We start from the raw sequence: 22,269 nt of genomic DNA on the forward strand, positions 1-22,269 counted from the left end.
GTAGTCAGGAACACTGGTATCCCTGATTTTTAATTTGGACCTCGCGGTTTTTAAGGAGCACAACAATGGAACACAAACAATCTTTGCAAGATGTGTTCGTTAAGTTTTTTATTTATGGGGCTGTGTTTGGTGCTCTCATGGTGTTTCTGGCTTGGTACTTCATGTAACAACACCAGGGATAAGTTGCCCATTAATGATATGACGAATTGCCCGGTAAGAGTTTCTTTGGTGCTTCGAATCGCCAACAAAATGTTTGGATTTTTGTCGGGCTTTAAAAGAGGAAATTAAAATGAAAAAATTAACATTTTCTGCCATTGCATTGATTTCAGCTGCTGTACTGTTGGGGAACTCGGTTATTGCCGAGTCAACCACGAACTCCGAAGCTGAAAAAAAGACCGCATCTTACGTGCAGGTGATTGCTGATGAAAGTAGCTCTTTAATGGAGGAGGTGCGTGCAGAAATTCAGCGCGAGTTGAGCCGCCGGATCCGTGATGCCATTCGAGAGTTGCCATTGTCGTTGAATGGTCCGGGCTAACTGCATGCGGTGTGTTCGAATTGGGATCCGGCTGGCACAGTTAGTGATGGTGTCAGCCAGTCTGTTCCCTGTGTGGTTGCAGGCGGAGTCGGTTGTCTGGAAAGTCAGCAAGGATCAGGATTATCTGTACCTGGCTGGCACCGTGGCCATGCTGCCAGAGCGGGAGTTTGCCTTGCCGACAGCCATTGAGACGGCTTACAACAAGAGCAACCGGTTAATCCTGGCAGTGCAACAGCTGCAAAGCCCGGATGCGCAGAACACGCTTGCCCTGTTGCAAGTATTGCACTATTCGCAGGGACAGCAACTGCTGCCGCAACTAACTGCAGCAACAAGACAACAGCTGCAGCAGCATCTGCTGGAAGTTGGTGTGGACTTGCAGCAGCTGAATGACTACAAGCCGGCGATGGTGATGGTGCAACTCTTGGCCATTGAAAAGCAGCGCCTGCAGCTGAGCGGCTTCGCTGTGGCTGAGCATGTCGCCGCCCAGGCCCGCAAAGAAGGCCGGATGATTGAGCACTTAGAAAGCTTTGAGCAGCAACTGCAGTGGCTGGCAACCTTGGGCCAGGGGCATGAAGAGGCGTTTATCCGGGCCACTCTGTTGCAAGCAGAGCGTTTTGCAAAAGACTACCACCGCCAGCTTGATGCTTGGCGCAGCGCGGATTTACAGCAACTTACTCCGGTTTTGCAGTGGTTGCAGCAAGTCGATCCGATCACTTACCAGATCGTGTTTTGTTCGCGTCAGCAACAGTGGGTGGATCAGATCGAGGCCTTTTTCGGCAACGGTTACCGGGAGTTGGTGCTGCTGGATGTACTGCATTTGGCTGGTGAGCAAGGGGTATTGACTCAATTGCAAGCGCGGGGCTACCAGCTGGAACCCATAATAGAATCTTATTAATGCATTGATTTTTATAGAAGTTATACTTTGGTTACAGCGAAATCATCGCTTAATCCGCTGCCTGTTATCGCTGCATCGGCCTAAGCGGGTTAGGCTTGCAGCCAATGACAAAACACCAAAAAAGGATGTAACAATGAACAAAAAACTATTTCGATTAAAAGCAGTGAGTTTGGCTTTATTGGCTGCCAGCAGCAGCGCTTGGTTGCTTAGTGGCTGCAGCAGCGCACCTACCCAAACGGTTGCTGCTGAGCAGCTTGCAGCCCAGTCCATTATCACCAGCCCGAACGATGCGCGTCAGTACCAAACGATTACTTTGCCCAACCAGCTGCAGGTGCTGTTGGTATCGGACCCTTCGGCAGAGAAATCGTCCGCAGCGCTCAGTGTCGATGTGGGCTGGCTGAACGATCCTAAAGAGCAGCAAGGGCTGGCGCATTTTCTGGAGCATATGCTCTTTATGGGTACTGAGCGTTTTCCCGACCCGGATGGCTACCATACTTTTATCAGCCAGAATGGAGGCAGCAGCAATGCCTTTACCAATCAACTGACCAATTATGCCTTTGAAATCAACAACAGCCATTTTGACGAGGCGCTGGATCGTTTTTCCGACTTTTTTAAATCGCCGCTGTTGCTGCCGGATTACATCGAAAAAGAACGCCATGCGGTGCATTCCGAGTGGTCGATGATGCGCACTATGGATGGCTGGGCCATGCTGGCATTGGGTGCCAAGTTGCTGGGTGACCATCCATCCAACCAGTTTTGGGTCGGCAACCTGGACACCTTAAGCGATAAAGAAGGCAGCAAACTGCATGATGAGCTGTTGGCGTTTTATCAGAATTATTATTCGGCCAATCGCATGCAGCTGGTGTTGATTAGCCCGCAGCCACTGCCTGAGATGCAATTGCTGGCGCAGCGCTTTTTTGCCGACATTGAAAACAAAGATCTGGCCAGCCCTCGCCCAGACCGCTGCATCAACTTCGAACAGCATGGACCGCGCCTGGTGCACTTTGTGCCAAGCAGTGAAATGCAACTGGTTCGGCTGGGTTTTACCATCAAAAATAATCTGGAGCACTTTGCCAGCAAGCCGAATGAGTTTTTGGCGCATCTTATCCGCTCGGAAATGCCAGGCACGCCGGCTCAGCAGTTAAAAGCCATGGGCTTGGTAGATGTTGTGTCTGTTGACTATGATCCCAAGTTTTATGGCAACTACGGCCATTTTAATATCGATATACATTTGACCGCTGCTGGCATGCAGCAACGCGATGCGATTGCAGCCATTTTTATGCAGTACCTGGAGCTGATCCGCCAGCAAGGCGTGGATGAACGCTACTACCAGGAAATACGCACCTCGCTGCAAAACCAGTTTAATTTCCTGGAAAAGCGTGATGGTTTTGGTTATGCCCTTCAGCTGAGCGATGCCATGCAGTATTACCCGGTGGCCTCGGTGGTCAGCGCACCTTTTCAGTACGATGGTTTTGATGCCGAAGCCATTGATACCTTGTTAGCGCAGCTGGTACCGGATCGTTTGACTGTCTGGCACATCAGTCAGCAGGAACCAGCCGAGCAGGAACTGACCTTTTTTGACGGGCGCTACTCGGTGCAGCCGATTGGCGAAGAGCAACTGCAGGCTTGGCAGCAGCCATTGTTACCGCTGAATTTACCTGCACTGAATCGTTTTCAGCCGGAAAGCTTTGCTGTGCAGCACAGCGAATACAGCCAGCCGACGCAGGTACTGAACGAAGGTGGCGTTGAGGCCTGGTTGATGGGCAGTGCGCATTTTTCCGACCAACCCCGTGGTCATCTGCTGATGCAATGGCATCAACCCACGGCGAAGACCACAGCGCAAGAAGCCGTGATGCATGGTTTATGGCAACTGATCTTTATGATTAATAACCAGGCATTGCTGCAAGAGGCCAGTGCCGCAGGCATGCAGTTGCAGCCAGAAGGCGAGGAGTACGATCTGGTCTGGCGCTTGGCCGGCTTTACCGATAAACAACCTGAGTTGGTGCAGGAAATAGGCCGCTTATTGGCCAGCGAGGTCAATGCCCAGCAGTTTGCTCAAGGCATGGATTTGTTGCAGCGGCAATTGCGCTCTTTTGAGCAACAGATGCAGGTGCGTCAGGCCAGTGAAGGGATGAGAACCACCATGCTCGGCGGCCGTTTTGAGCTAAGCGCCATGCTGGAGGCCAGCAACCAGATCAGTCTGGAGCAGCTGAACGCATACATCCAACAGACATTGGCCGCAAGCCAGCTGCGCGTGCTGGCCCAAGGCAATTACAGCCAAGCCGATGTTATCGCCATGGCGCAGTCGCTTCGTGGCAGCCAGCAAACAGAGCGCGCCTATCAAATTTCGCCTCGTTGGCAGCCCAAAGCGGGGGAACGCTTGCTGGTGCTGCGCAGCAATCCACAGGACGACAGCAGCCTGGCGCGTACCCAGTTGCTGCCCAATGCTGGTGTCAGCGGTCAGGCAGCAGCCAAAGTGCTGTCGGGTCATCTGCATCAGGCTTTCTTCAATCAGCTCCGTACCGAAGAAGGTTTAGGCTATGTGGTGCAGGCAGGTGAGTTGCCGTTTAATGATCATGCCGGGTTGGCGTTTTACATCCAGAGCCCGGTCCTGTCAGCTGAGCAACTGCAGCAGCGGGTTGATCGCTTTTTACAGGAGTACAGTGAGCAGGTAGCAGCACTGACCGAAGAGGAGTTCAACCGCTTAAAAGAGGCCCAATTGCTGGAGCTGCGCCGGGCACCAAACAACCTGACCGAAGAGTTTGCCTCGATGCGTCTGGATTGGCTACGTAACCGCATGGGCTTTGACAGCAAAGCGCGCTTAACCGCAGCGGTGGAAGCCCTGACACTGCCAGAGTTGCAGCAGTTCTATCAGCAAGTAGCCTTATCGGAGCAAGCCGCCGCCTTGCAAGTGATTTTGCAAGGCCAGGCGCAGGACCAGGCATTTAGGCCACTACCCGGCTTCAAAGCGCTGACTGACTTGACGGAGTTTCATCAAAACTTTTGAGAGCCACTATTAAGACAGCCCTTGCTTTGCAAGGGCTAGCTCACGTTTTAAAGGCTTATTTAAACAGCTATCTTTTTAACGGAACTTAAGTAAGATAGACACAATGTAACTTATGGTGTTGACAAGTAAGGTGTTCATTATGAGGTTTTTTCTACTATGCATAGCGGTGTTGGCTTGCCAGGCTCCTGCAGTGTTTGCCAGTGCTCTCAGCCTGGAGGAGTATGCCCGGCATCCGCAGTTTCTTGATGTCAAAATTTCGCCGCAAGGAGGGTATCTGGCGGCCAGTAACCGCATGGATGATGGGAATATCCGCGTGGTTGTATTGAACCGTAATACCCTGGAATTGGTTTCACAAAACCATTTTCGTGGCGCCGAGACCATTATTGACTTTAATTGGGCGAATGAGGATCGGTTAATTCTAAATTTGGGCCGTGAAATTGGTGCTTTGGAAACGGCTGCCTCCACGGGTGAAATCTATGCGGTGAATGCCAATGGACGCCGAAGCACCATGCTTACTGGCGCTCGTTCGGCACAGCGAACCACAACCTTTTCACAAATTATTGATTGGTTGCCGGATGATGATAAACACATTGTGGTCAGCAGCAGAAACTGGCGCCAAAGGGAGCCATTTGTTGAGTTCTTCCGGGTTAATGTGGATACCGGCCGGCATCGCAAGGTAGGTCAGGCGCCTATTCGGGCGATGCGAGGCACCAATCCTTATGTACTGACTGACAGCAGCGGAACCCCCCGATTGGCAGTGGGTATTGACCCGGAAAAAGATACTGACTCAGTGATGTTGCTTCGGGTTGATGGTTTTGAGTGGCGGGAGCTTGCTCGATTTTCGACCGACAGTGATCGGGAGTTTCGCCCCTTTGCTTTTTCCTCCGATAACACCAAGGTCTTTGGCCTCAGCAACCTTGAAACAGACACCTACGCAATTGCTGCCTTTGATATAGCCAGTGGTAAACAAGAGGTCGTGCTGCATCACCCAAGAACCGATGTCATGCCTATTTTTGCCATGGAGTCAGGCAATGTGGCTGCGGTAATCGGTGCTGGTTATGAATATGAGCAACTGGATGCTGTTTTTTTGGAAGATGAAAAACACAGTCAGCAAATTGCTTTACTGGCTGGCTTGCAGGCTGCTTTCCCGAACCAACATGTTGAGCTGACCTCAATGACTAGAGATCAAACGCTTAGCGTGGTGAAAGTTTCCTCTGCCAATCAGGATCCAACCTTTTATCTGTACGACACCACCAAAAACCAACTGGCTTATTTACTGAACCAGCGCCCCTGGATGCAAAACCGCCCATTACCACAAACGCAAATTGTGTTTTACGAAGCGCGTGACGGGCAGAGAATCCGCGCTTTATTAACCTTGCCTGAAGGCAAAGAGGCGAAAGATTTGCCGCTGGTTGTTTTTCCGCATGGTGGACCTATTGGTCCAAGGGATAGTTTTGCCGACTTCAATGCCTACACCATGTACATGAAAGTTCTGGCTGAGCATGGTTATGCTGTGCTGCAGCCTAATTTCCGTGGCTCTGGAGGCTATGGCTTAAAGTTTCAACAAGCAGGTTATCAAAACTGGGGCACTGTGATGATCGATGATATGACCGATGGGGTTTTGTCATTGGTTGAACAGGGCATTGTCGATGGTAGCAGAGTCTGTACCTTTGGTGCTTCCTATGGTGGTTATGCCGCACTGCAAACTGCCGTCCGGGAGCCTGACTTATACAAATGCTCCATTGCTTATGTGGGTGTGTTTGATTTAGGCATGCTGTATACCGAAGGCGATATTCCGGAGACGGAGTTTGGCTTGCGCTTTATTCGTCGTACCGTGGGTGAGGATGCAGAGCTGCTCCGGGCACAATCACCTTTGCAGAACCTGGACAAGTTAAAAGCTCCGGTCTTTATTGTGCATGGTGCCGAGGATCAAAGAACCCCGATTAGTCATGCCAATGCGCTGCGTGATGCGCTGCAAAAACGCAACCACCCTTACGAGTGGCTGGTCAAAGAGAAAGAAGGCCATGGTTTTGTCAAACCAGAGCATAATGTCGAATTATGGGAAAAAGCCGTTGATTTCCTGAACCGCCATATTGGTGATACAACACCTTAATTGATAAACCCCGGTGCCATAAAGCGATAGCGCTCCGACAACTCAAAGCCCCTGCCTGTCAGGGGCTTTTTCATCTGTCTTTTTTGTGGTCAAACTGTATAATCGGTGCAACAAATAACCACAGCGGTTTGCTTTTTGTGTCAACAAATCTCCCTTCGACGCTGCAACTCAACGACATCGTGCTCGACACCGTGCAGCAAGCGCTGCGCCGTGGCGATGAGACCATTCAGCTGGAGCCGCGGGTATTTGATGTGCTGTGTTATTTGCTGGCGCACCGGGAGCGCTATGTCAGCTTGCAGGAGTTACACGAGCAGGTTTGGGTCGGCAGGGTGGTGTCGGATACCGCGGTCAGGCGCACCATCAGCAAGTTGCGGGCTCAGCTGCAGGATACCAATCTGGAGCAGCCGGTCTTTATTCGCTCGGGCATGAAGCGAGGGTATCAGTGGCTGGTGGAGCCGGTGGCTATTACGCCAGGCACCGATCAACCCAGTGCGGCTGCGCTGCCGGAGGCGGCTCCCTCAGCCAGCCCAGCCAGGCATCACTTTGCCATCGGCGCCGAGCCGGCAACACCAGAATCACCCAGCACCCCCGTTGGCCGCACACTCTTTGCGGTGGCTCATCGCCGCTGGTTATGGCTGCTAAGCCTGGCAGTACTGTTTGCCGTGGTGCTGTGGGCTGTGACAAACCAAAGACCTGACACCGGGTCAGCAACCGAGCCAGCGCCTGATTCATTGGCGCTGCCGTACCAGGTGCTGCTGGATATCCCAGGACTAAAAACCAACCTGGCTGTCAGTGACGATGGCCAGTGGCTGTCATTTATCGGCGCTTTGGAGGGCATGCAAGGCTTGTTTTTGCAGCACACCGAAACAGGACGACTGCACAAAGTGGAGACGGCAGCAGGTGGCGCCCATTCTCCCGAGTTTATTCAACAAGGTGAAGTCCTTCTTTATGGTACAGCGGATACAGGCACCAGTAGTTGGCATATGCAGGACGTCGGAGATTTACAACTACCAGCAAAAAAAATAGGTTTGGATAACCTTCAATCACCAGCAGCCTTTTTGAGTCTTGGCACTAATCAGGTGCTGATTAGTGCGCAAACAGAACTTACAGCACCGCATACGTACTATCTCTACGATTTAGAACAGCAAAGTTGGCAGCCTTTTAGCTATAGCCCGGATGCCAATACTTTTGATTTTGGGGCGCGCCTCTCGCCTAATGGCCAGCAGGTAGCGCTGCTGCGTATATCCCGATTAAGCAGTGTTAGCCTGATTTTGGTGTTTGATCTGCAGAGCAAAGAATTGGTGCAGCAGATCCCGCTGAGTGAAAATATTGGCTTTTTAGAGTGGCAGGATGACAACCATTTACTGCTCACCCATCGCCTAGGCAAGCCCATTCTCTATCGGGTGAATTTGGTCAGTCAGGCCATAGAGGAGCTTGCTACCACCAAGCCCTGGTGGCAACTCATGCGCAGCCGTAACGATCAGTGGTTTGGCATCAGTTACCCGACGGATGAATCGGCCCGTTTTTTTCAAACGGCTGTCACGCTGGAGCAAGCACCACAGCGGCTGTTTAATGTGCCCGCCACAGCGAAGGAGCTGGCACTAAGCCATACCGCCGGCTGGTACTATCTGGTGGAGCTGCAGCCGGATTCTTGGTCCCTGGCACACTTTGATGCCAGTAGTGGTGAGCGGGTCGAGCTTTATGCAACGAAAGACCCCATCCGTTTTATTCAGGCCCACCCCAGCCAGCCTTTGGTATTGCTTGGGTTGCAAGGGCGTTTGGCCTTGCTGGACACCAGCTCAGGTGCGCTGCAATGGGTCACCAACTCGCAGCAACAGGTTGCCTATAACAGCAGTTACCTGAGTCAGGAAGCGTTGTACTATGCTGAAGAGCGTGCCGGCCGTTGGCAGGTGACACGTTATGACCTGACCAGCGGGCAGCAAAGTGCGGTGGTGGGCTATCGGTTTCTGGCCCCCTGGCAGCAGCAGTATCTGGCGATGGATACCGATGGCCAGTTCTGGCGGTTAAGCGCTGAGCTGGAGCCTTTGCAGCCACTGCCTTTAAAGCTGCTAGCGAATCAGCTTCACCTCAGAATGCTGTTGGACACTGATCAGCTAATGGTCGTAGCAAGGCGGTCTGACTTGGGTTTTGATCTGCATCGGCTCGACTTACACACACAACAAGCAACTACCCAGATACTATCCCAAGGCACATTGTTTAGTTTACGCTACCTGAACGTGGTGAATGGCACCCTGGTGTACCGGGATAACCCACCCGAGAATAGTAAAATAGTGCGTTTTGAAGGCACGCCTTTCGTGCATCAATAATATATAATTTATTGATTTTAATTTATTTATTCTTGGTTATAACCCGGTTATAACCAGCTGCATCACTCTGTCACAGCAAAGTCCTGCCACCGTTATCGTCTTTGTACCCTGCTCTGCCTAAGCTGGCGTTGTCTTAATCAAACGCCATTGGAGGCACTTATGAAAACATCACTAAAACGCTATGCCGCTGCTATCGCCATTTTGTCTGTAAGCAGCTTACCTTTGACTGCTGCGGAACTGACCGGGCAAGACGATGCTTTGCCGGAACTGACACAATACATTCAGCAGGATTTACGACAACAACTGCAAGACCAACTGGTAGTGCTAAAGCAAAGCACGAAACAGCAATTGCAGCAGCAAGTAAAACAGTTGTTGCAGCAGTCCATCCAGCTGGTGTTGCCAGAGCGCAACTAAAAAATAAAACATGGCAGGTAGCGCTTTATGAAACCAGTGATCGATAAATGCATGCCCGTTTTGAGCTATGGCTGTTGGTTGTTGCTGTGCCTGGCTCTGCAGCAGGGGCTGATTGCGCTGCTCAATACCATGGTGCCATTGGGCTGGTACCTGCCGCTTTGATAACAAGGAACACAACATGACAACTCAGACACTGAACGAAGCGCTGGCAGCTGAAGCCATTGAGCAGCCGCAAACATCGACAAAGGCTCAACCTTTTAGCCGCTCCATCAAGTTTTTGCTGGCCATGGTGGTGACTTACTTTGTAGCAGCATTTGTGTATGGAATTGGCGCTGTGATTTATGGAGCAGTGACTCAGCCGGATTTGTCACAGGCAGAGAGCCAGGCCTGGATAAGTGCGCATTTGATCAGCCCCAACGGCATCACCTGGATGTATTTGGTGACCGCCATCCCTGTGCTGCTGGTGCTGCTAAAAGCAGCCAGCTTGCCGCAGCAGCGCTGGACACAAACCTTGGCGTTAACACCGGTCGCGGCCAAGCGCTACTTGCCATGGCTGGGTGCTTTTGCGCTGTATTACGCGTCGGCCTGGCTGATCAACTGGTTGTGGCCGGTAGAGTCGGGGGAGTTTATTGAAGCCCTGGTGGGAGTGCGTCATCTGGGGCTTTTTGTCACCATGGTGCTGGTGGCGCCGGTGGTGGAGGAGCTGGTGTTTCGTGGTTACCTTTTTCAGGCCTGGCGCAACAGCTTTCTGGGTTTGTGGGGTACCTTGTTGCTGACCTCGGTGCTGTTCACCTTGATTCACGCCGGCCAGTACCCGCTGTTAATTTTGGCCATGCTGTTTAGCTTTAGCTTCATTCTGGGACTGGCGCGGGAAAAAACCGGTTCGGTCTATGTGCCGATGGCAATGCACGCGGCGAATAATCTGCTGGCATTTATCCTGATCAACTGGCTAGGTTATGTCTAAGCGGCGCCTGTGCATCGCCTTGCTGTTGGGAAGCCCGGTGTTGAGCCTGGCTTCGCTGCATGGCTGGCAGTGGTATCAAACGCCCAGAGTGACGCTAAGCCAGGAGCTGTGGCAGCCGGCTTCCTCAGCCAGCACGGGTGACATGGATCTTAGCTTCTGGACCGAAAAGCGGCATGCTCACCAGTTGCAACTGTCAAAAGACTTTGTGCTGCAAAGCCATGGCAGCAGCATTGGCATTCGCTTAACCTCGATCAGCTATCCCAGTTTGTATCCGTCCAAGGTTCGGGTTGGCTTTGAGCTGATCGAGCAGGAGGATATAGAGCCGCTTAGTCAACAGCAGAACTTTGTGCTGCGTCCACTGGGGTAAATGCTCTGTCATCGGGCAGTAATTTCGGTAGAATAGTGCCATTACGAACAAAGGAAGCATCGTTATGGCATTAAATGTAGTGATACTGGCTGCCGGTAAAGGCACACGGATGAAATCGGACTTGCCCAAGGTATTGCACCGGGTGGCCGAGCGGCCCATGGTGCAGCATGTGATTGATACTGCACGCGCTTTGGGCTCCGACAAGCCGCAGCTGGTGTATGGCTATGGCGCCGAAGCGTTAAAAAACGTCCTTGGGGAGCAGTCGCTGCACTGGGTACTGCAGGCTGAGCAGCTGGGCACCGGCCACGCGGTGGCACAGACGGTGCCGAATATCGCCGATGAGGATACCGTGCTGGTGCTCTACGGCGATGTGCCTTTAACCCGGCAGGAAACCTTGCAGCAACTGTTGGCAGTTAAACCCGCCAATGGCCTGGCCATTCTAACCGTCCATCTGACCCACCCAACCGGCTATGGGCGCATTGTGCGTGAAAACGGCAAAGTCGTTGGCATTGTTGAGCAAAAAGATGCCTCACCCGAGCAGCTGCAAATCAACGAAGTCAACAGCGGCATCATGGCGCTGCCCGGCAAGCAGTTAAAAGACTGGTTAAGCCGCTTATCGAACAACAATGCCCAGGGTGAATACTATCTAACAGACATCATCAGTATGGCACACGCCGAAGGCGTTGAAATTGCCACTGCCCAGCCGCAAGATCCGATGGAAGTGGAAGGTGCCAACAATCGGGTGCAGTTAGCCGCGTTAGAGCGCGCCTATCAGCAGCGTAAAGCGGAAGCCTTGATGCTGGCAGGTGCTAACCTGCGTGATCCTGCCCGTATCGATGTGCGCGGCAGCGTTGAAGTGGGCAACGATGTGATGATCGACATCAATGTCATTTTTGAAGGCAAGGTCGTGCTAGGTAAAGGCGTGACCATAGGTGCCAACTGCATGTTAAAAGACTGTGTGATTGGCGATTACAGCGAAATCAAACCCAATTCCATGGTCGAGCAGTCGCAAGTTGGCGCGCACTGCTCGGTGGGCCCTTATGCCCGCTTGCGGCCCAACTCGGTAATGCTGGACGACAGCCATGTCGGCAACTTTGTCGAGATGAAAAAAACCACCCTCGGTCAAGGCTCCAAGGCCAATCATCTGACTTACTTAGGCGATGCGGTGATAGGTGCCAAGGTCAATGTCGGTGCCGGTACCATTACCTGCAACTACGACGGTGCCAATAAGTTTGTTACCACCATCAAAGACGGTGCTTTTATTGGCTCAAACAGCGCCTTGGTGGCACCGGTCACGGTTGGCGAAAATGCCACCATAGCCGCCGGCTCGGTGCTGACCAAAGACGCCGGTGACCACGAACTGGTCGTCGCCCGTGCTAAACAGCGGCATATCACGGACTGGCAGCGGCCGGTGAAGCTGAGCTCCGGTAAAAAATAATGAAGTGGCTTGCAGTACTTCTAGTGTTGCTTTCAACGGGTGCTCAGGCACATTGCTTTAGTTTGGCTGAGACTGTTAGCTTCGGTTTTTGTGGTGAAGGCGGCACGGTTTACCCGTTGACTTGGGTGTTTATCCTTTGGTTGTTTGTGGTGATTACCTTTGGTCTGCTGCTTTTTAACCCCAGGGTGCATCTGCTGATTAAAGTAGTGCTCTTTATGTTGGCCTTGCCGGTAAGTCCGGTATTGCTGCCATCGCTGTTTGCTTTGCAGTGGTTGCAGCAGCGTTTGGGGTGGTTGCAGCCTTTGGCTGCACCAAAGCAGCAAGCGCAAGAGCCCGCTATGCTCGTTGCCGGAACGGGTATCGGCGGGCAAACGGACTTGCCAACACCATTGCTGCAGCTGGGACAGTGGCAGTTGAACCCGGTGACACACCAGCTTGGGGTGGAAGACGAGTGGCAAACGCTGGAGCCAAAAGTGTATCAATTGCTCGCCTATTTTATCGAGCATCAGGGTCGGGTGATCAGTCTGGAAGAGCTGCATCAAAATATCTGGACCGGTCAGGTGGTCACCGATACGGCGGTGCGGCGCAGCATCAGCAAATTACGCCACGCCTTAGGGGACACGGATGCGAAAAACCCGCGTTTTATCCACTCGGTGATGAAGCGTGGCTATCGCTTTGTTATGGATTAACTTATTGAGAGTAAACAAGGTTATAGCTTGGTAGCAACTCCTTCCACGCTAAGTACACCCTTGGTTGTCGTGATTATCAAGCGCTGGGGGTAGCCTGCTGGCATCGGCTGACACAGGGTCAGTCAGAGCAGGAGGACTACCCATGGATATCTTAACACTCATCAATATTAGTGCTGAATTGGGCACTATCGTCACCAGCAGCCTTGAAACCGCCAGCAACACACAAGTTGTCACAACAACTGAGCCAGCAGCAAGCGGCCCTTGTTATCGACAGGGCAGCTTTAGTTTTGGCAATTGCAGTATGTCTGAAGCCGCAACATCGGCTGGCGCCACCAGTTTTAGTTGGCTGTGGCTGAATGTACTCTTTGCCATGATGTTGTTACGGCGTGATATTCACCGCTTTTGGAAAGTCGCCACTTTCCTGTTTGGCTTACCGGGCACCGTCCTGATTGCGGGCTTCTTGTGGTTGATGCGCCGAAGTCGTGCTGCAACGGATTCTGGCCGTTAGAGCCCGATAAGCGACTTACCAGTTGACGTGGCGTTGGTAATTTAGTTTGCTTGTCGATGCAGCTGCGGTAACATCTGATTATGGTGTGTTGAGTTTTTGAGTGCTGTGTCTAACATCGTTGTTGGTGATTACATCCTGGATACGGAGCAGCAACTGCTGTTTCAACAGCAGCAAGAAGTAGCGATTGAACCAAAAGCCTTCGCCTTGCTGCTGTATTTGTATCAGCATCGTGAGCGCTATGTCAGTTTAGAAGAGTTGCACCAGCAGGTCTGGACTGACCGGGTGGTCAGTGATTCCGCCGTGCGCAGTTGCATTAAAAAGCTGCGCACCGTGCTGGATGATCATGATGTTCGCCAACCGCGCTATATCAAGTCGGTCGCCAAGCGTGGTTATAAACTGGTTTGTCCGGTATGTGAGATTGAGGCAGAACCAGCGATGGAGGCAGCTACAGTAGCCGATATTGCAACGACGACTCCTGCTCTGGCTTCCGGCTCACCGGCTATCGTGATGGCAAAGCGCCCTGCTAAATTAACCCCATGGCTAATACTGTCTGGTGTTGCACTGGTGCTGCTGTGGTTGCTGTTGCTATGGCTTCAGGCTTCCAATACTGCTGAGCAATTACCACCATCGCCATTAGCAAGCCAGTTACCATCCAGCTTACTACTATCGGGCCAGCATATTTCCACCCCGGCCGGAGAAAAGCGTGGTCTGGCCTTGTCCCCGGATGGGGCCTACCTGGCATTTCTCGGCCGCTCCAATCAGAGTGAACCTTGGCAAATTTATCTGATGGATCGCCAAAGCCGCGATATTCGCCTGTTGCCTACGGCTGCGCAGCAGCCAAGCCTATTGGCATTTGCTGATCATCAATCCATTTTTGTGGTTGATGCGCTGATGGGTGACTCCACTATTTATCGTTTGCAACTGGATACCGCTATGCAGCTCGTGGCTGAGCAAAAAGTGGCGGCTTTTCCTTTTATTGGTCACTTGAGCCCGGCAACCGGAGAAAACAGCTGGTTAATTAACGCTGCAGATGGCCTGCAAAAGCCGGTTACGTTGTATCGCTGGCAATGGGGAAGTGATCAGCCAGAACTGTGGCAGGCGCGTAGTAGCGCTATAGATCATATTTATCGTTCGATGCTTTCACCTTCGGGTCAACGTTTGGCCAGTGCGATTGCTGTCAATGCTGTTGAATTTCGGTTAGAAATTCAGGATCTTCGGTCAAGTCGACAGATCTTGTACTCAGTGAAAACGTTAGGCACGCTCTTTAGGCTCGAATGGTTGGATGAAGAGTCGCTTATTTTACTGGATGACAAGCAGGGGCTGATACTCCTTGATCTGCCGTCACAGAGTCAGCAGGTCATCATGGCGCATGGTGACGAAAAAATTGAAGACTTTTCCATTATAGGAACGGAGAGGCGGCTGTTGGTACTGCGGAATGAGTTTTTGTCAGAGCCGTTGTTTTATGAGTTGCTGCCTGGTGCAGGCTTCGCTCTCGATCGTATTGTCAAGGTGCCCACTGGTATCCGAATGGTGAATTACGCCGAGAACGAAAGGTATTTGGGCGTTGTACAAGACCAAGATACCCGGATGCTCGTGCAATACGCTCAGCATGGCGGTAGCAAAGAGGTGCTGTTCAGTGCACAGCAGCGTATTGAGCTGTTGGATTATCATGCCAAACAGGCTGCATTGCTGTTGAAGGTCGGCCAGCAACTGATGGTGCTTAATCTAAACACTAAGCTGATTGAGTTTGTCCCTACGTCACAAAGTTTACTCGATCACCATGCTGCTTTTTCGCTGGATGGAAACCTTGTTTATTTCGGCCAGCTGATAGCTGGAGAGTGGCAGCTGCACCAATTTGAGCGCTTTACTCAGCAAAGCCGGGTTTTGCTAAAGGGGTATCGCTCACTGCGGGAAGCGCCGGATGGCTATCTTGCGGCAACAGGCCAGGGGGACTTGTATCGGTTGGATCCGCAGTTACGGCCAATTAAATCACTGGGACAACGCATCAACACCGAGTTTGTCAGTCGCTGGTATGTGCGGCAGCACAAGCTGATCTGGAGTGATTTTGACTTAGCATATACCTGGTTAAACCAGCTAGATTTGGTCAGTGGTGAGTTGCAGCAACGCCGTTTTGCTTTTGAGGAAATGCATCCGCTTTTTGCCATGAGTCAGGATGGCAGCCGTGTGTTGGGGTTTAGCCGTCGCACGCGAACGACCAATCTGGTCGAAGTAGACTTACCCGCCCAGTTCTTTACGCCTTAGCCCTCGCTGTATGGTCTTTTTCTTAGCGTTTTCATGAAATTAAATAGCGTGATCGCGTGGTGATAAAAAAGCGATCATAAATTTATTGTGTTCACTCCCCTTTATTCATACCATCAAATGTAAAAAATAATACACCATAGGTGAATTTAGGGAGTGCTATGAAAACCAATCTAAGTACGCTGGTCTACAGCGCTGTTGGTTTGGTGTCTGCTCTATTGCTGATCAGCGGCTGGACCATCGGCTTTGCCGGTGGTTTGCACTATATCAGCGCGGCCAGTGTCAGCGTGGCGACAGTGCAAAGTGGCGATTTTACCCAGCGTGTGACCGGCTATGGCAGTTTGCAATCGCAAAATCAGCGCTTGCTGACCGCCAGCAGCATGGCAACGGTGGATGAAATCAAGCTGCGCCCGGGTGCTGTGGTCGAGCCGGATACGGTGATCCTGACCTTAAAAAACCCTGCCTTGGAAATTGCCGCCCAGCAGGCGCTGGCCAATCTGCACAACAAGCGCAGCAACAGCCGCCGGCTGGCGCTGGAGCAGCAGCGCGAAATTCTGGAGCAAAGCTCGCGCCTGGCGGAACTGAAATCCGATTCTGAACTGGCCGCCTTGCAGGTTGAAGCCGAAGCTCCGCTGGCCGCAGCCGGCATTATTTCGGCGATGGATGCCAGGCGCAGCCGGGCCCGCGCCGATCAACTGGCCGAGCGTTATCAATTGGAGCAACAAAAGCTCGCCACCCTGCAGGAAGTGCATCAGCAGTATTTATTGATCCAGCAAGAAGATATCCAGCAAGCAGAAGCCGAGCTGAGTAATGCTACCAGTCAGTTGCAACAACTGGTAGTACGGGCAGGGTTAGCTGGTGTGCTGCAGCGCTTGCCGGTCAGTTTAGGCCAGAGCGTGAATGTTGGCGATCAGCTGGCACTGGTTGGCAGTTTGTCTCCTCTTATAGCCGAAGTTAAAGTGCCACAGATGCAGGTACGGTTGCTACAGGCGGGTGCCATTGCTGAAGTCGATACCCGCCATGGCATTGTCACCGGTCAGGTGGTGCGGATAGACCCTGTGGTAGCCGATGGCGCTGTGCAGGTGGATATTTTATTGCCCGAGCAATTATCCGCCGATATCCGGCCGATGCAGATGGTGGATGCGCGTATTCATGGCCAAAGTCGTGGTCAGGTCAGCTTTGTCGACCGCCCGGCCGGGGTGGCGGAAGATGCGCGGGTCGAGCTGTTTAAACTGGATGCCAATCAAGTGGCCAGTCGGGTACCGGTGCAATTTGGTAAGGCTTCTGGCCAGCAAATCGAAGTGGTGTCGGGCTTAAACCCGGGCGACCGTATTATTATCAGCGATCTGCAGCTCGATAGCAGCGTGCGGCAACTGAAACTGACTCAGTAAGGATTGGACGATGAAAACCGATGTACTCAAAGTAAAACAACTCAAAAAAATCTTTCAATCCGGCCAGCAACAGCAAGCGGTGCTTAATGGGGTTAGTTTCAGCGTGCAGCAAGGCGACTACGTGGCGATTTGCGGCCCCTCTGGCTGCGGTAAATCCACCCTGCTGAATATTCTTGGCTTGCTGGATACCGCCGATGGCGGTGAATACTACATTGATGGCCTCTTGGTATCCGATATGAACGCCGAGCAACGGGCGCAGATGCGCAGCCGCCGTATCGGCTTCGTGTTTCAGGCCTTCAATCTGATTGATGAATACACGGTACTGGATAATGTTGCCCTGCCGCTGAAATACCGTGGCGATAGCATCCGGCAGCGCCAGGCGCGGGCGCTGCAGTGTCTGGAGAAAGTTGGACTGGCCGATAAAGCCGCGCTTTTCCCCAACCAGTTATCCGGTGGTCAGCAGCAGCGGGTGTCGATTGCCCGGGCGCTGGCGGCCGACTCCGGCATTATGCTGGTGGATGAGCCGACCGGAAACCTGGACTCTAAAAATGGCGATGCGGTGATGGCGCTGCTGGCCGATTTGCACCAGCAGGGCACCACCATCGTACTGGTCACCCACGACCCCCGCTACGCCACCATGGCGCACCGGCAAATTCATTTGTTGGATGGTCAGGTGGTGTCAGCAGAAACAGTTCACGCTGAACAGCAGGAGAGTGCTGCATGAACTGGCAGATGATTTGGCGCAGCTTTCTGCAAGCCCGGCAATACTATTTGACCGTCGTGGTCAGCCTGGTGTTTACCCTGACCTTGCTGTTTAGTGTGCTAAGTTTGGTCAATATTACCTTCTTTGCGCCCCTGCCTTATCACAATGATCGCGAGCTTTATTTTGTCGGCGGTGAGCTGAATTATCAGGGGGCCGTGCATCAAGCCAGCAATGTACAGACTTTGTTTGACCTGCAGGAAAAAAGTCAGTTGCTGCAGCAGATGGCGGTGTATTTTAGCTTTCAAACCGATTACAAACTGCTGGATCAGCCAACACGGCCAAGAGTTCCGGTACTGTTTGGCGCGCACGATATTTTTGAGGTGATGGGGGTAGAGCCTTTATTAGGACGACTTTTTAACGAGCAAGAACAAATGGGCAATAAGCAGCCCTCGGTGGTACTGAGCCAAGCCATCTGGCAGCAGCATTATGGCGGTCGTCCGGATATTGTTGGCCAAAGCATTCAACTCAATCAGCGCCAGTTTACCGTAATTGGGGTGGTGAAGCAGGCGCTGGAGTTGCCGGGTTTTACCGATGCGCATGAAGCCATCTGGCTGCCGCTGGATATGGATGAGTTTGTTGATATTCGCGGTTTTGATGGCTACTCGGGAGGTTTTGCTGGGCTAGGCAGGTTAAAACCTGGAGTTAGCGCGCAGGAGGCCAATGCCGAAGCTTATCAGCTGCTGAAGCAAGCCTCTGCAGAGCGGCATCCTGACTTTCAGGGGGTGTTTGAGTATTACGGCAAAGTGGTGCCACTGCGCCAACAAATTCAGGGCGAGTCCGGTCGTTTGGTGCTGATGCTGCTGGCCGGTGTGTCGCTGCTGACGTTAATTGCACTGGTGAACTTATCCAGCATGCAGCTGGCTCGGGCAGTCAAGCGGCTGCAGCCGCTGGCGGTTTGCTATGCCTTTGGTGCCAGTAAAAAGCAAATGTTTCTGCAGGTGTTTCGCCACAATATCGCCTTGCTGGCCGGTGCCGGCTTACTGGCGCTGCTGCTGACCTGGCTGGGCTTTGGCGTCATTGCCAGTGTGGCCAGCGAGCAATTGGCACGCATCAGTGCGCTGCGTATTGATGGCATGATGTTGCTGTTCACAGCCCTGGTGCTACTGGGAATAGCCTTGCTGTTTAGCTGGATTGAGCTCAGCGGCGTGCGCGAACAGCAGTTGATGGCCAGTTTGCAAAGCAGCGGCAAAGGGGCCGGCAAGCAGCTCAAGCAAGGAGTGGCGCACAGTTTAATCGGGGTGCAGCTGATGCTGTCCTTGCTGGTGCTGCTGGCGACCGCCCATGTGTTTGTTGCCGCCTGGACGGAAGCCAATCGACCCACTGGTATCGATAGCAGCGGTCTGTGGTCGCTTACCGTCAATTACAGCGATTTGGACAACCGCGAGCAGCGGCAAAACCTGCATCGTGCTTTAATGCAAAATCTGGCTGCCTTGCCCAAGGTGCAGGAAGTTACTGCTGTATCCGAGCCGCGCGCCCCCCGGGTGCGTAATCAGGATACGGTTAACAATGCGCAAGGGGAAGTCATCACCTCGGCCCGTATCATTCGGGTGCTGCCAGGTTATTTCCAAAATTACGGCCTGACACTGACTGGTCAGGACTTTACTGCTGAGCAGGTGGGGCTGGAGCATTACACGCTGATTGTTAATCAGCGACTGGCCGATCGCATTGCCCGCACCACCGGCAAGCCTGCGCTGGGGCAAACGCTATCCATTTACCAGGACAGTACCCAGCGGCCGATTATTGCGGTGGTGGCCAATACCAACTTTCCCGGCGATCCAGGTTATGAGGTGGATGAAGTCTATTACCCGGCAGAAAACCCCGGCTGGCGTGACTACAGCTATCTGCTGAAGCTCAATCCCGGTGATACCCTAACCGATACCGCCTTGCTCGAGCTGTTACGTCAGCAAGATCCGCGACTCGATTTGATTGAGCTCACCACAGTAGAGGCCGCTTTTGCCCGCTTTTCGCTATCGCACCGGCTGGCGGCGGCTTTGGCCGCAACCTTGGCACTGATGAGCTTATTGACGGTGCTGGCCGGTATTGCCGGTATAGTGAGTTATCTGGTGCAGGCTCGGCGGTATCAGCTGGGGGTAGAAATGGCGATGGGGGCCAGCTTAAAACAATTGCTTAAAGACAACCTGGTTAAGCTGGCGCAGCCAATAGCGGCGGCACTGCTGCTCGGCTTTTCCTGCTTCTTTTTCCTGGCCGGCATCAGCCGCACCCAACCCGAATTGATGTTTCAGGCCAACTGGTTGTTGGTAACGGCCTTGCTGGCGCTACTGGCATTGGCCGCCCTGCTCTGCAGCTTTGTGCCGCTGCGCCGGGTGCTGCTGACCGATCCGGTGAAAGCGCTGCGCAATGAGTGATAATAAAATGAGTGAACCTGGCAAGAAAACCGTCAATTGGGAAAAGTACACCGCGCTCAGCTCGATGCTGGTTGCGGTTTGTGCGCTGGTCATTTCCATCTGGCAAAGTTACAGCATCCAGCAGCACAATAAGTTGTCGCTGCGGCCTTATTTGGAGGCGCACAGTAATTTAGATGAAGATGGAAGTTGGGATCTTTATATCCATAATCAAGGGATGGGGCCCGCACAAGTAATTGCAGTGCATTTTGAAGTGGATGGAAAGCCCTATCCAAATCGTGAAGAATTCCTTTTGGCGCTTGGCGAGCTACCTGAATGCTATGCTAGGGGGAATATTGATCGTTTTTATAAAGTAGGAGATAGACAGATGGCATTTCGTGCCCAGAAAGAATCCTGCTTTAAGACTGAACCAGAACTTTTGATGATGTTTAGCCGTGTGCACATTGTACTGGAATATCAGTCACTTTATGGTGAAAGCTATCGGTTGGTGATCGGTGGGCAGCAATATGCTGGTTAGCCCGCCAACAATGTCGGCGGGCCTTTCGGTAAACATACTCAGCTGGCTTTATCCACCAATACCGCAATAGCGCCATCGCCGGTGACATTACAGGCAGTGCCGAAACTATCCTGCGCCATATAGAGCGCTATCATCAGGGCGATGGCGGCGTCGCCAAAGCCCAGCATCGAAATCAATAAGGCAACGGCCGACATCACGGCGCCGCCCGGTACCCCTGGCGCAGCCAGCATCACCAGGCCCAGCATTAGGATAAAGGGCAGCATGGTGATAAACGATGGAATGGCCAGGCCATCCTGCATCACCATCACTGCGACCGCGCAGGCAACGATGGTGATGGTGGAGCCCGCCAAATGAGTGGTGGCGCACAGCGGTACGGTAAAGTTGGCGATGTCGTCTTTGACACCATTGTTTTTGGTGGCCTCAAGCGATACCGGAATGGTGGCGGCGCTCGACATGGTGCCCAGTGCGGTAAAGTAAGCGGGTAGCATGTTTTTCACCAGGCCAAAGGGCGAGCGGCCTGCTTTAATGGCGGCCAGAGTAAATAAAGCAAAGATCCAGACCCAGTGCAGCGCAATCGACAATAGCAGTACCACACCAAAGGTTTTCAGGGTGGCAAACACGGTACCAGCGACCGCCATTTCGGCAAAGACACCGGCAATGTAAAATGGCAGCAGCGGGATAATCACCTTGGTCAGCAGTAATTGAATCACATCCCGGCCCTGATCGGATAATTGTTTCAGTTGCTCGGCTCTGGTGGCGGCAATGCCAAGACCAAAAATAAAGGCCAGCGCCAGCGCCGTCATCACGTTAAACACCGGCGGAATAGCCAGCTCGATAAAGGGGCTTAGTACCGTGCCATTGCCACTGGTCGCCGCAGCACCGGCCGAGCCTGCCAGCATCGGCACCAGCAAAGCGGCGATAAAAAACGCCAGGCTGCCGGCTAAAATGGTGGAAAGGTAAGCGGTGCCCAAAGTGCGGCCCAGCAGCTTGCCGGAATTTTGCGGCAAATTGGCAATACCGCTGGTAATAAAAAACAGGATCAGCAGCGGAATGGTAAAAAACAGCAGCTGAGCAAAGAGGCCTTTGAAGGTGATTAGCAGTTGGGTCAGCACCGTGGGGGCATAAAGCCCCAGCAGCATGCCAAGCACAATGCCAGCAATCAGTTTTAGAATAAGCAGCATGGTCGTTTCTCGTTGTTCTACACCAGCCCGGTGCTGGTGGTCCCCTGGTAACGGTCAGAGCATACCATAAGGCAGCGGCAGAGATCTGCACCTGCTGGTAGAGCCAGTACAGCTGTGTTGTTACCTCACTGTTCCTCATTATTTTGTATCAGCAACTCACTCAATGCTGATAACACACTTTGCCTGGAAAGTTGCAACTGGCGGGCAGCGGTGGCAAGTGCTTCCAGCTGAGGCATGATTTGTTGCAGCCGGGCCTGCTCGCTGTGCTTGCTTTGCGTTTGGGCAGCTACCGTCATCGGTTTGCCGCGCTGGCGCTCCAAGATGCCTTCGGCCTCCAACAAGCTGTACGCTTTTGAAATCGTCATCGGGTTGACCGTATAGTGAGCCGCCAGCTCGCGCACCGATGGCAATGCATCGCCGGCACGCAGTTGTCCTCCAGCCACCAGGCGTTTAATTTGCTCGGTCAGCTGGCGGTATATGGGTTCGCCGCTATTGGGGGTGATGCTAATGATGGACATAGCGGCCCCAGTTGTTGTGG

19 protein-coding genes are annotated in these 22,269 nt (G+C 52.8%); 17 read left to right on the forward strand and 2 right to left on the reverse strand.

Translation table 11 applies throughout. The features are described 5' to 3' along the window. Positions 1 to 289 precede the first annotated feature (289 nt). The 17 genes from BLW37_RS10860 to BLW37_RS10935 all read left to right on the forward strand — a co-directional run bounded on the left by BLW37_RS10860 (position 290) and on the right by BLW37_RS10935 (position 20,550). The gene (locus BLW37_RS10860) at positions 290 to 535 is read left to right on the forward strand and encodes a hypothetical protein (RefSeq protein WP_091342775.1); all 246 of its coding nucleotides are present in this window, start codon (positions 290 to 292) and stop codon (positions 533 to 535) included. 4 nt (positions 536 to 539) lie between these two features. Next, entirely contained in the window at positions 540 to 1,430 is an 891-nt protein-coding gene (locus BLW37_RS10865) for a TraB/GumN family protein (RefSeq protein WP_171907599.1), read from the forward strand. A gap of 133 nt (positions 1,431 to 1,563) precedes the next feature. After that, positions 1,564 to 4,437 (forward strand): insulinase family protein, encoded by a 2,874-nt coding sequence (locus tag BLW37_RS10870; RefSeq protein ID WP_091342781.1) that lies wholly within the window; start codon positions 1,564 to 1,566, stop codon positions 4,435 to 4,437. Between the two features lie 139 nt (positions 4,438 to 4,576). Then, a complete protein-coding gene (locus BLW37_RS10875; protein WP_091342783.1) occupies positions 4,577 to 6,550 on the forward strand; it encodes a S9 family peptidase in 1,974 nt (657 codons plus the stop codon). Positions 6,551 to 6,687: 137 nt separating this feature from the next. After that, positions 6,688 to 8,877, forward strand: coding sequence for a winged helix-turn-helix domain-containing protein (locus BLW37_RS10880; RefSeq protein ID WP_171907600.1), 2,190 nt, complete (start codon positions 6,688 to 6,690; stop codon positions 8,875 to 8,877). A gap of 159 nt (positions 8,878 to 9,036) precedes the next feature. After that, positions 9,037 to 9,291, forward strand: coding sequence for a hypothetical protein (locus BLW37_RS10885; protein WP_091342789.1), 255 nt, complete (start codon positions 9,037 to 9,039; stop codon positions 9,289 to 9,291). A 27-nt stretch (positions 9,292 to 9,318) separates the two neighbouring features. Further along, positions 9,319 to 9,453, forward strand: a complete 135-nt coding sequence (locus tag BLW37_RS18950) for a hypothetical protein (protein ID WP_281248658.1) — start codon at positions 9,319 to 9,321, stop codon at positions 9,451 to 9,453. Positions 9,454 to 9,469: 16 nt separating this feature from the next. Then, positions 9,470 to 10,255 carry a CPBP family intramembrane glutamic endopeptidase gene (locus BLW37_RS10890; RefSeq protein ID WP_091342792.1) on the forward strand — a complete coding sequence of 262 codons (786 nt, stop codon included), beginning with the start codon at positions 9,470 to 9,472 and terminating at the stop codon, positions 10,253 to 10,255. Beyond that, on the forward strand, positions 10,248 to 10,622 hold the full coding sequence (locus BLW37_RS10895; protein ID WP_091342795.1) for a hypothetical protein: 375 nt from the start codon (positions 10,248 to 10,250) through the stop codon (positions 10,620 to 10,622). The genes BLW37_RS10890 and BLW37_RS10895 overlap by 8 nt, the downstream gene beginning before the upstream one ends. A 64-nt stretch (positions 10,623 to 10,686) precedes the next feature. Further along, on the forward strand, positions 10,687 to 12,060 hold the full coding sequence (gene glmU, locus BLW37_RS10900) for a bifunctional UDP-N-acetylglucosamine diphosphorylase/glucosamine-1-phosphate N-acetyltransferase GlmU (RefSeq protein WP_091342798.1): 1,374 nt from the start codon (positions 10,687 to 10,689) through the stop codon (positions 12,058 to 12,060). Further along, positions 12,060 to 12,749 carry a winged helix-turn-helix domain-containing protein gene (locus BLW37_RS10905; protein ID WP_091342800.1) on the forward strand — a complete coding sequence of 230 codons (690 nt, stop codon included), beginning with the start codon at positions 12,060 to 12,062 and terminating at the stop codon, positions 12,747 to 12,749. Before glmU ends, BLW37_RS10905 begins: the two co-directional genes overlap by 1 nt. 142 nt (positions 12,750 to 12,891) lie before the next feature. Then, the gene (locus BLW37_RS10910) at positions 12,892 to 13,257 is read left to right on the forward strand and encodes a hypothetical protein (RefSeq protein ID WP_091342803.1); all 366 of its coding nucleotides are present in this window, start codon (positions 12,892 to 12,894) and stop codon (positions 13,255 to 13,257) included. A gap of 105 nt (positions 13,258 to 13,362) precedes the next feature. Further along, positions 13,363 to 15,519 (forward strand): winged helix-turn-helix domain-containing protein, encoded by a 2,157-nt coding sequence (locus BLW37_RS10915; protein WP_245785705.1) that lies wholly within the window; start codon positions 13,363 to 13,365, stop codon positions 15,517 to 15,519. A gap of 158 nt (positions 15,520 to 15,677) precedes the next feature. Beyond that, positions 15,678 to 16,907 (forward strand): efflux RND transporter periplasmic adaptor subunit, encoded by a 1,230-nt coding sequence (locus BLW37_RS10920; RefSeq protein ID WP_091342807.1) that lies wholly within the window; start codon positions 15,678 to 15,680, stop codon positions 16,905 to 16,907. 10 nt (positions 16,908 to 16,917) lie between these two features. Continuing rightward, positions 16,918 to 17,631: an ABC transporter ATP-binding protein gene (locus BLW37_RS10925; RefSeq protein ID WP_091342810.1), complete on the forward strand. Its 714-nt coding sequence runs from the start codon at positions 16,918 to 16,920 to the stop codon at positions 17,629 to 17,631. Continuing rightward, positions 17,628 to 20,036, forward strand: coding sequence for an ABC transporter permease (locus BLW37_RS10930; protein WP_091342812.1), 2,409 nt, complete (start codon positions 17,628 to 17,630; stop codon positions 20,034 to 20,036). Before BLW37_RS10925 ends, BLW37_RS10930 begins: the two co-directional genes overlap by 4 nt. Continuing rightward, positions 20,029 to 20,550 (forward strand): hypothetical protein, encoded by a 522-nt coding sequence (locus tag BLW37_RS10935; RefSeq protein ID WP_091342815.1) that lies wholly within the window; start codon positions 20,029 to 20,031, stop codon positions 20,548 to 20,550. The genes BLW37_RS10930 and BLW37_RS10935 overlap by 8 nt, the downstream gene beginning before the upstream one ends. Positions 20,551 to 20,588: 38 nt before the next feature. Here BLW37_RS10935 and BLW37_RS10940 read toward each other — a convergent pair whose 3' ends face one another. Next, positions 20,589 to 21,731 carry a dicarboxylate/amino acid:cation symporter gene (locus tag BLW37_RS10940; RefSeq protein WP_091342818.1) on the reverse strand — a complete coding sequence of 381 codons (1,143 nt, stop codon included), beginning with the start codon at positions 21,729 to 21,731 and terminating at the stop codon, positions 20,589 to 20,591. 125 nt (positions 21,732 to 21,856) lie between these two features. Continuing rightward, a complete protein-coding gene (locus tag BLW37_RS10945) occupies positions 21,857 to 22,243 on the reverse strand; it encodes a GntR family transcriptional regulator (protein ID WP_091343147.1) in 387 nt (128 codons plus the stop codon). Positions 22,244 to 22,269 lie beyond the last annotated feature (26 nt).

Origin of the sequence: Alkalimonas amylolytica, from assembly GCF_900107845.1 — a bacterium.
Classification (GTDB): domain Bacteria; phylum Pseudomonadota; class Gammaproteobacteria; order Enterobacterales; family Alteromonadaceae; genus Alkalimonas; species Alkalimonas amylolytica.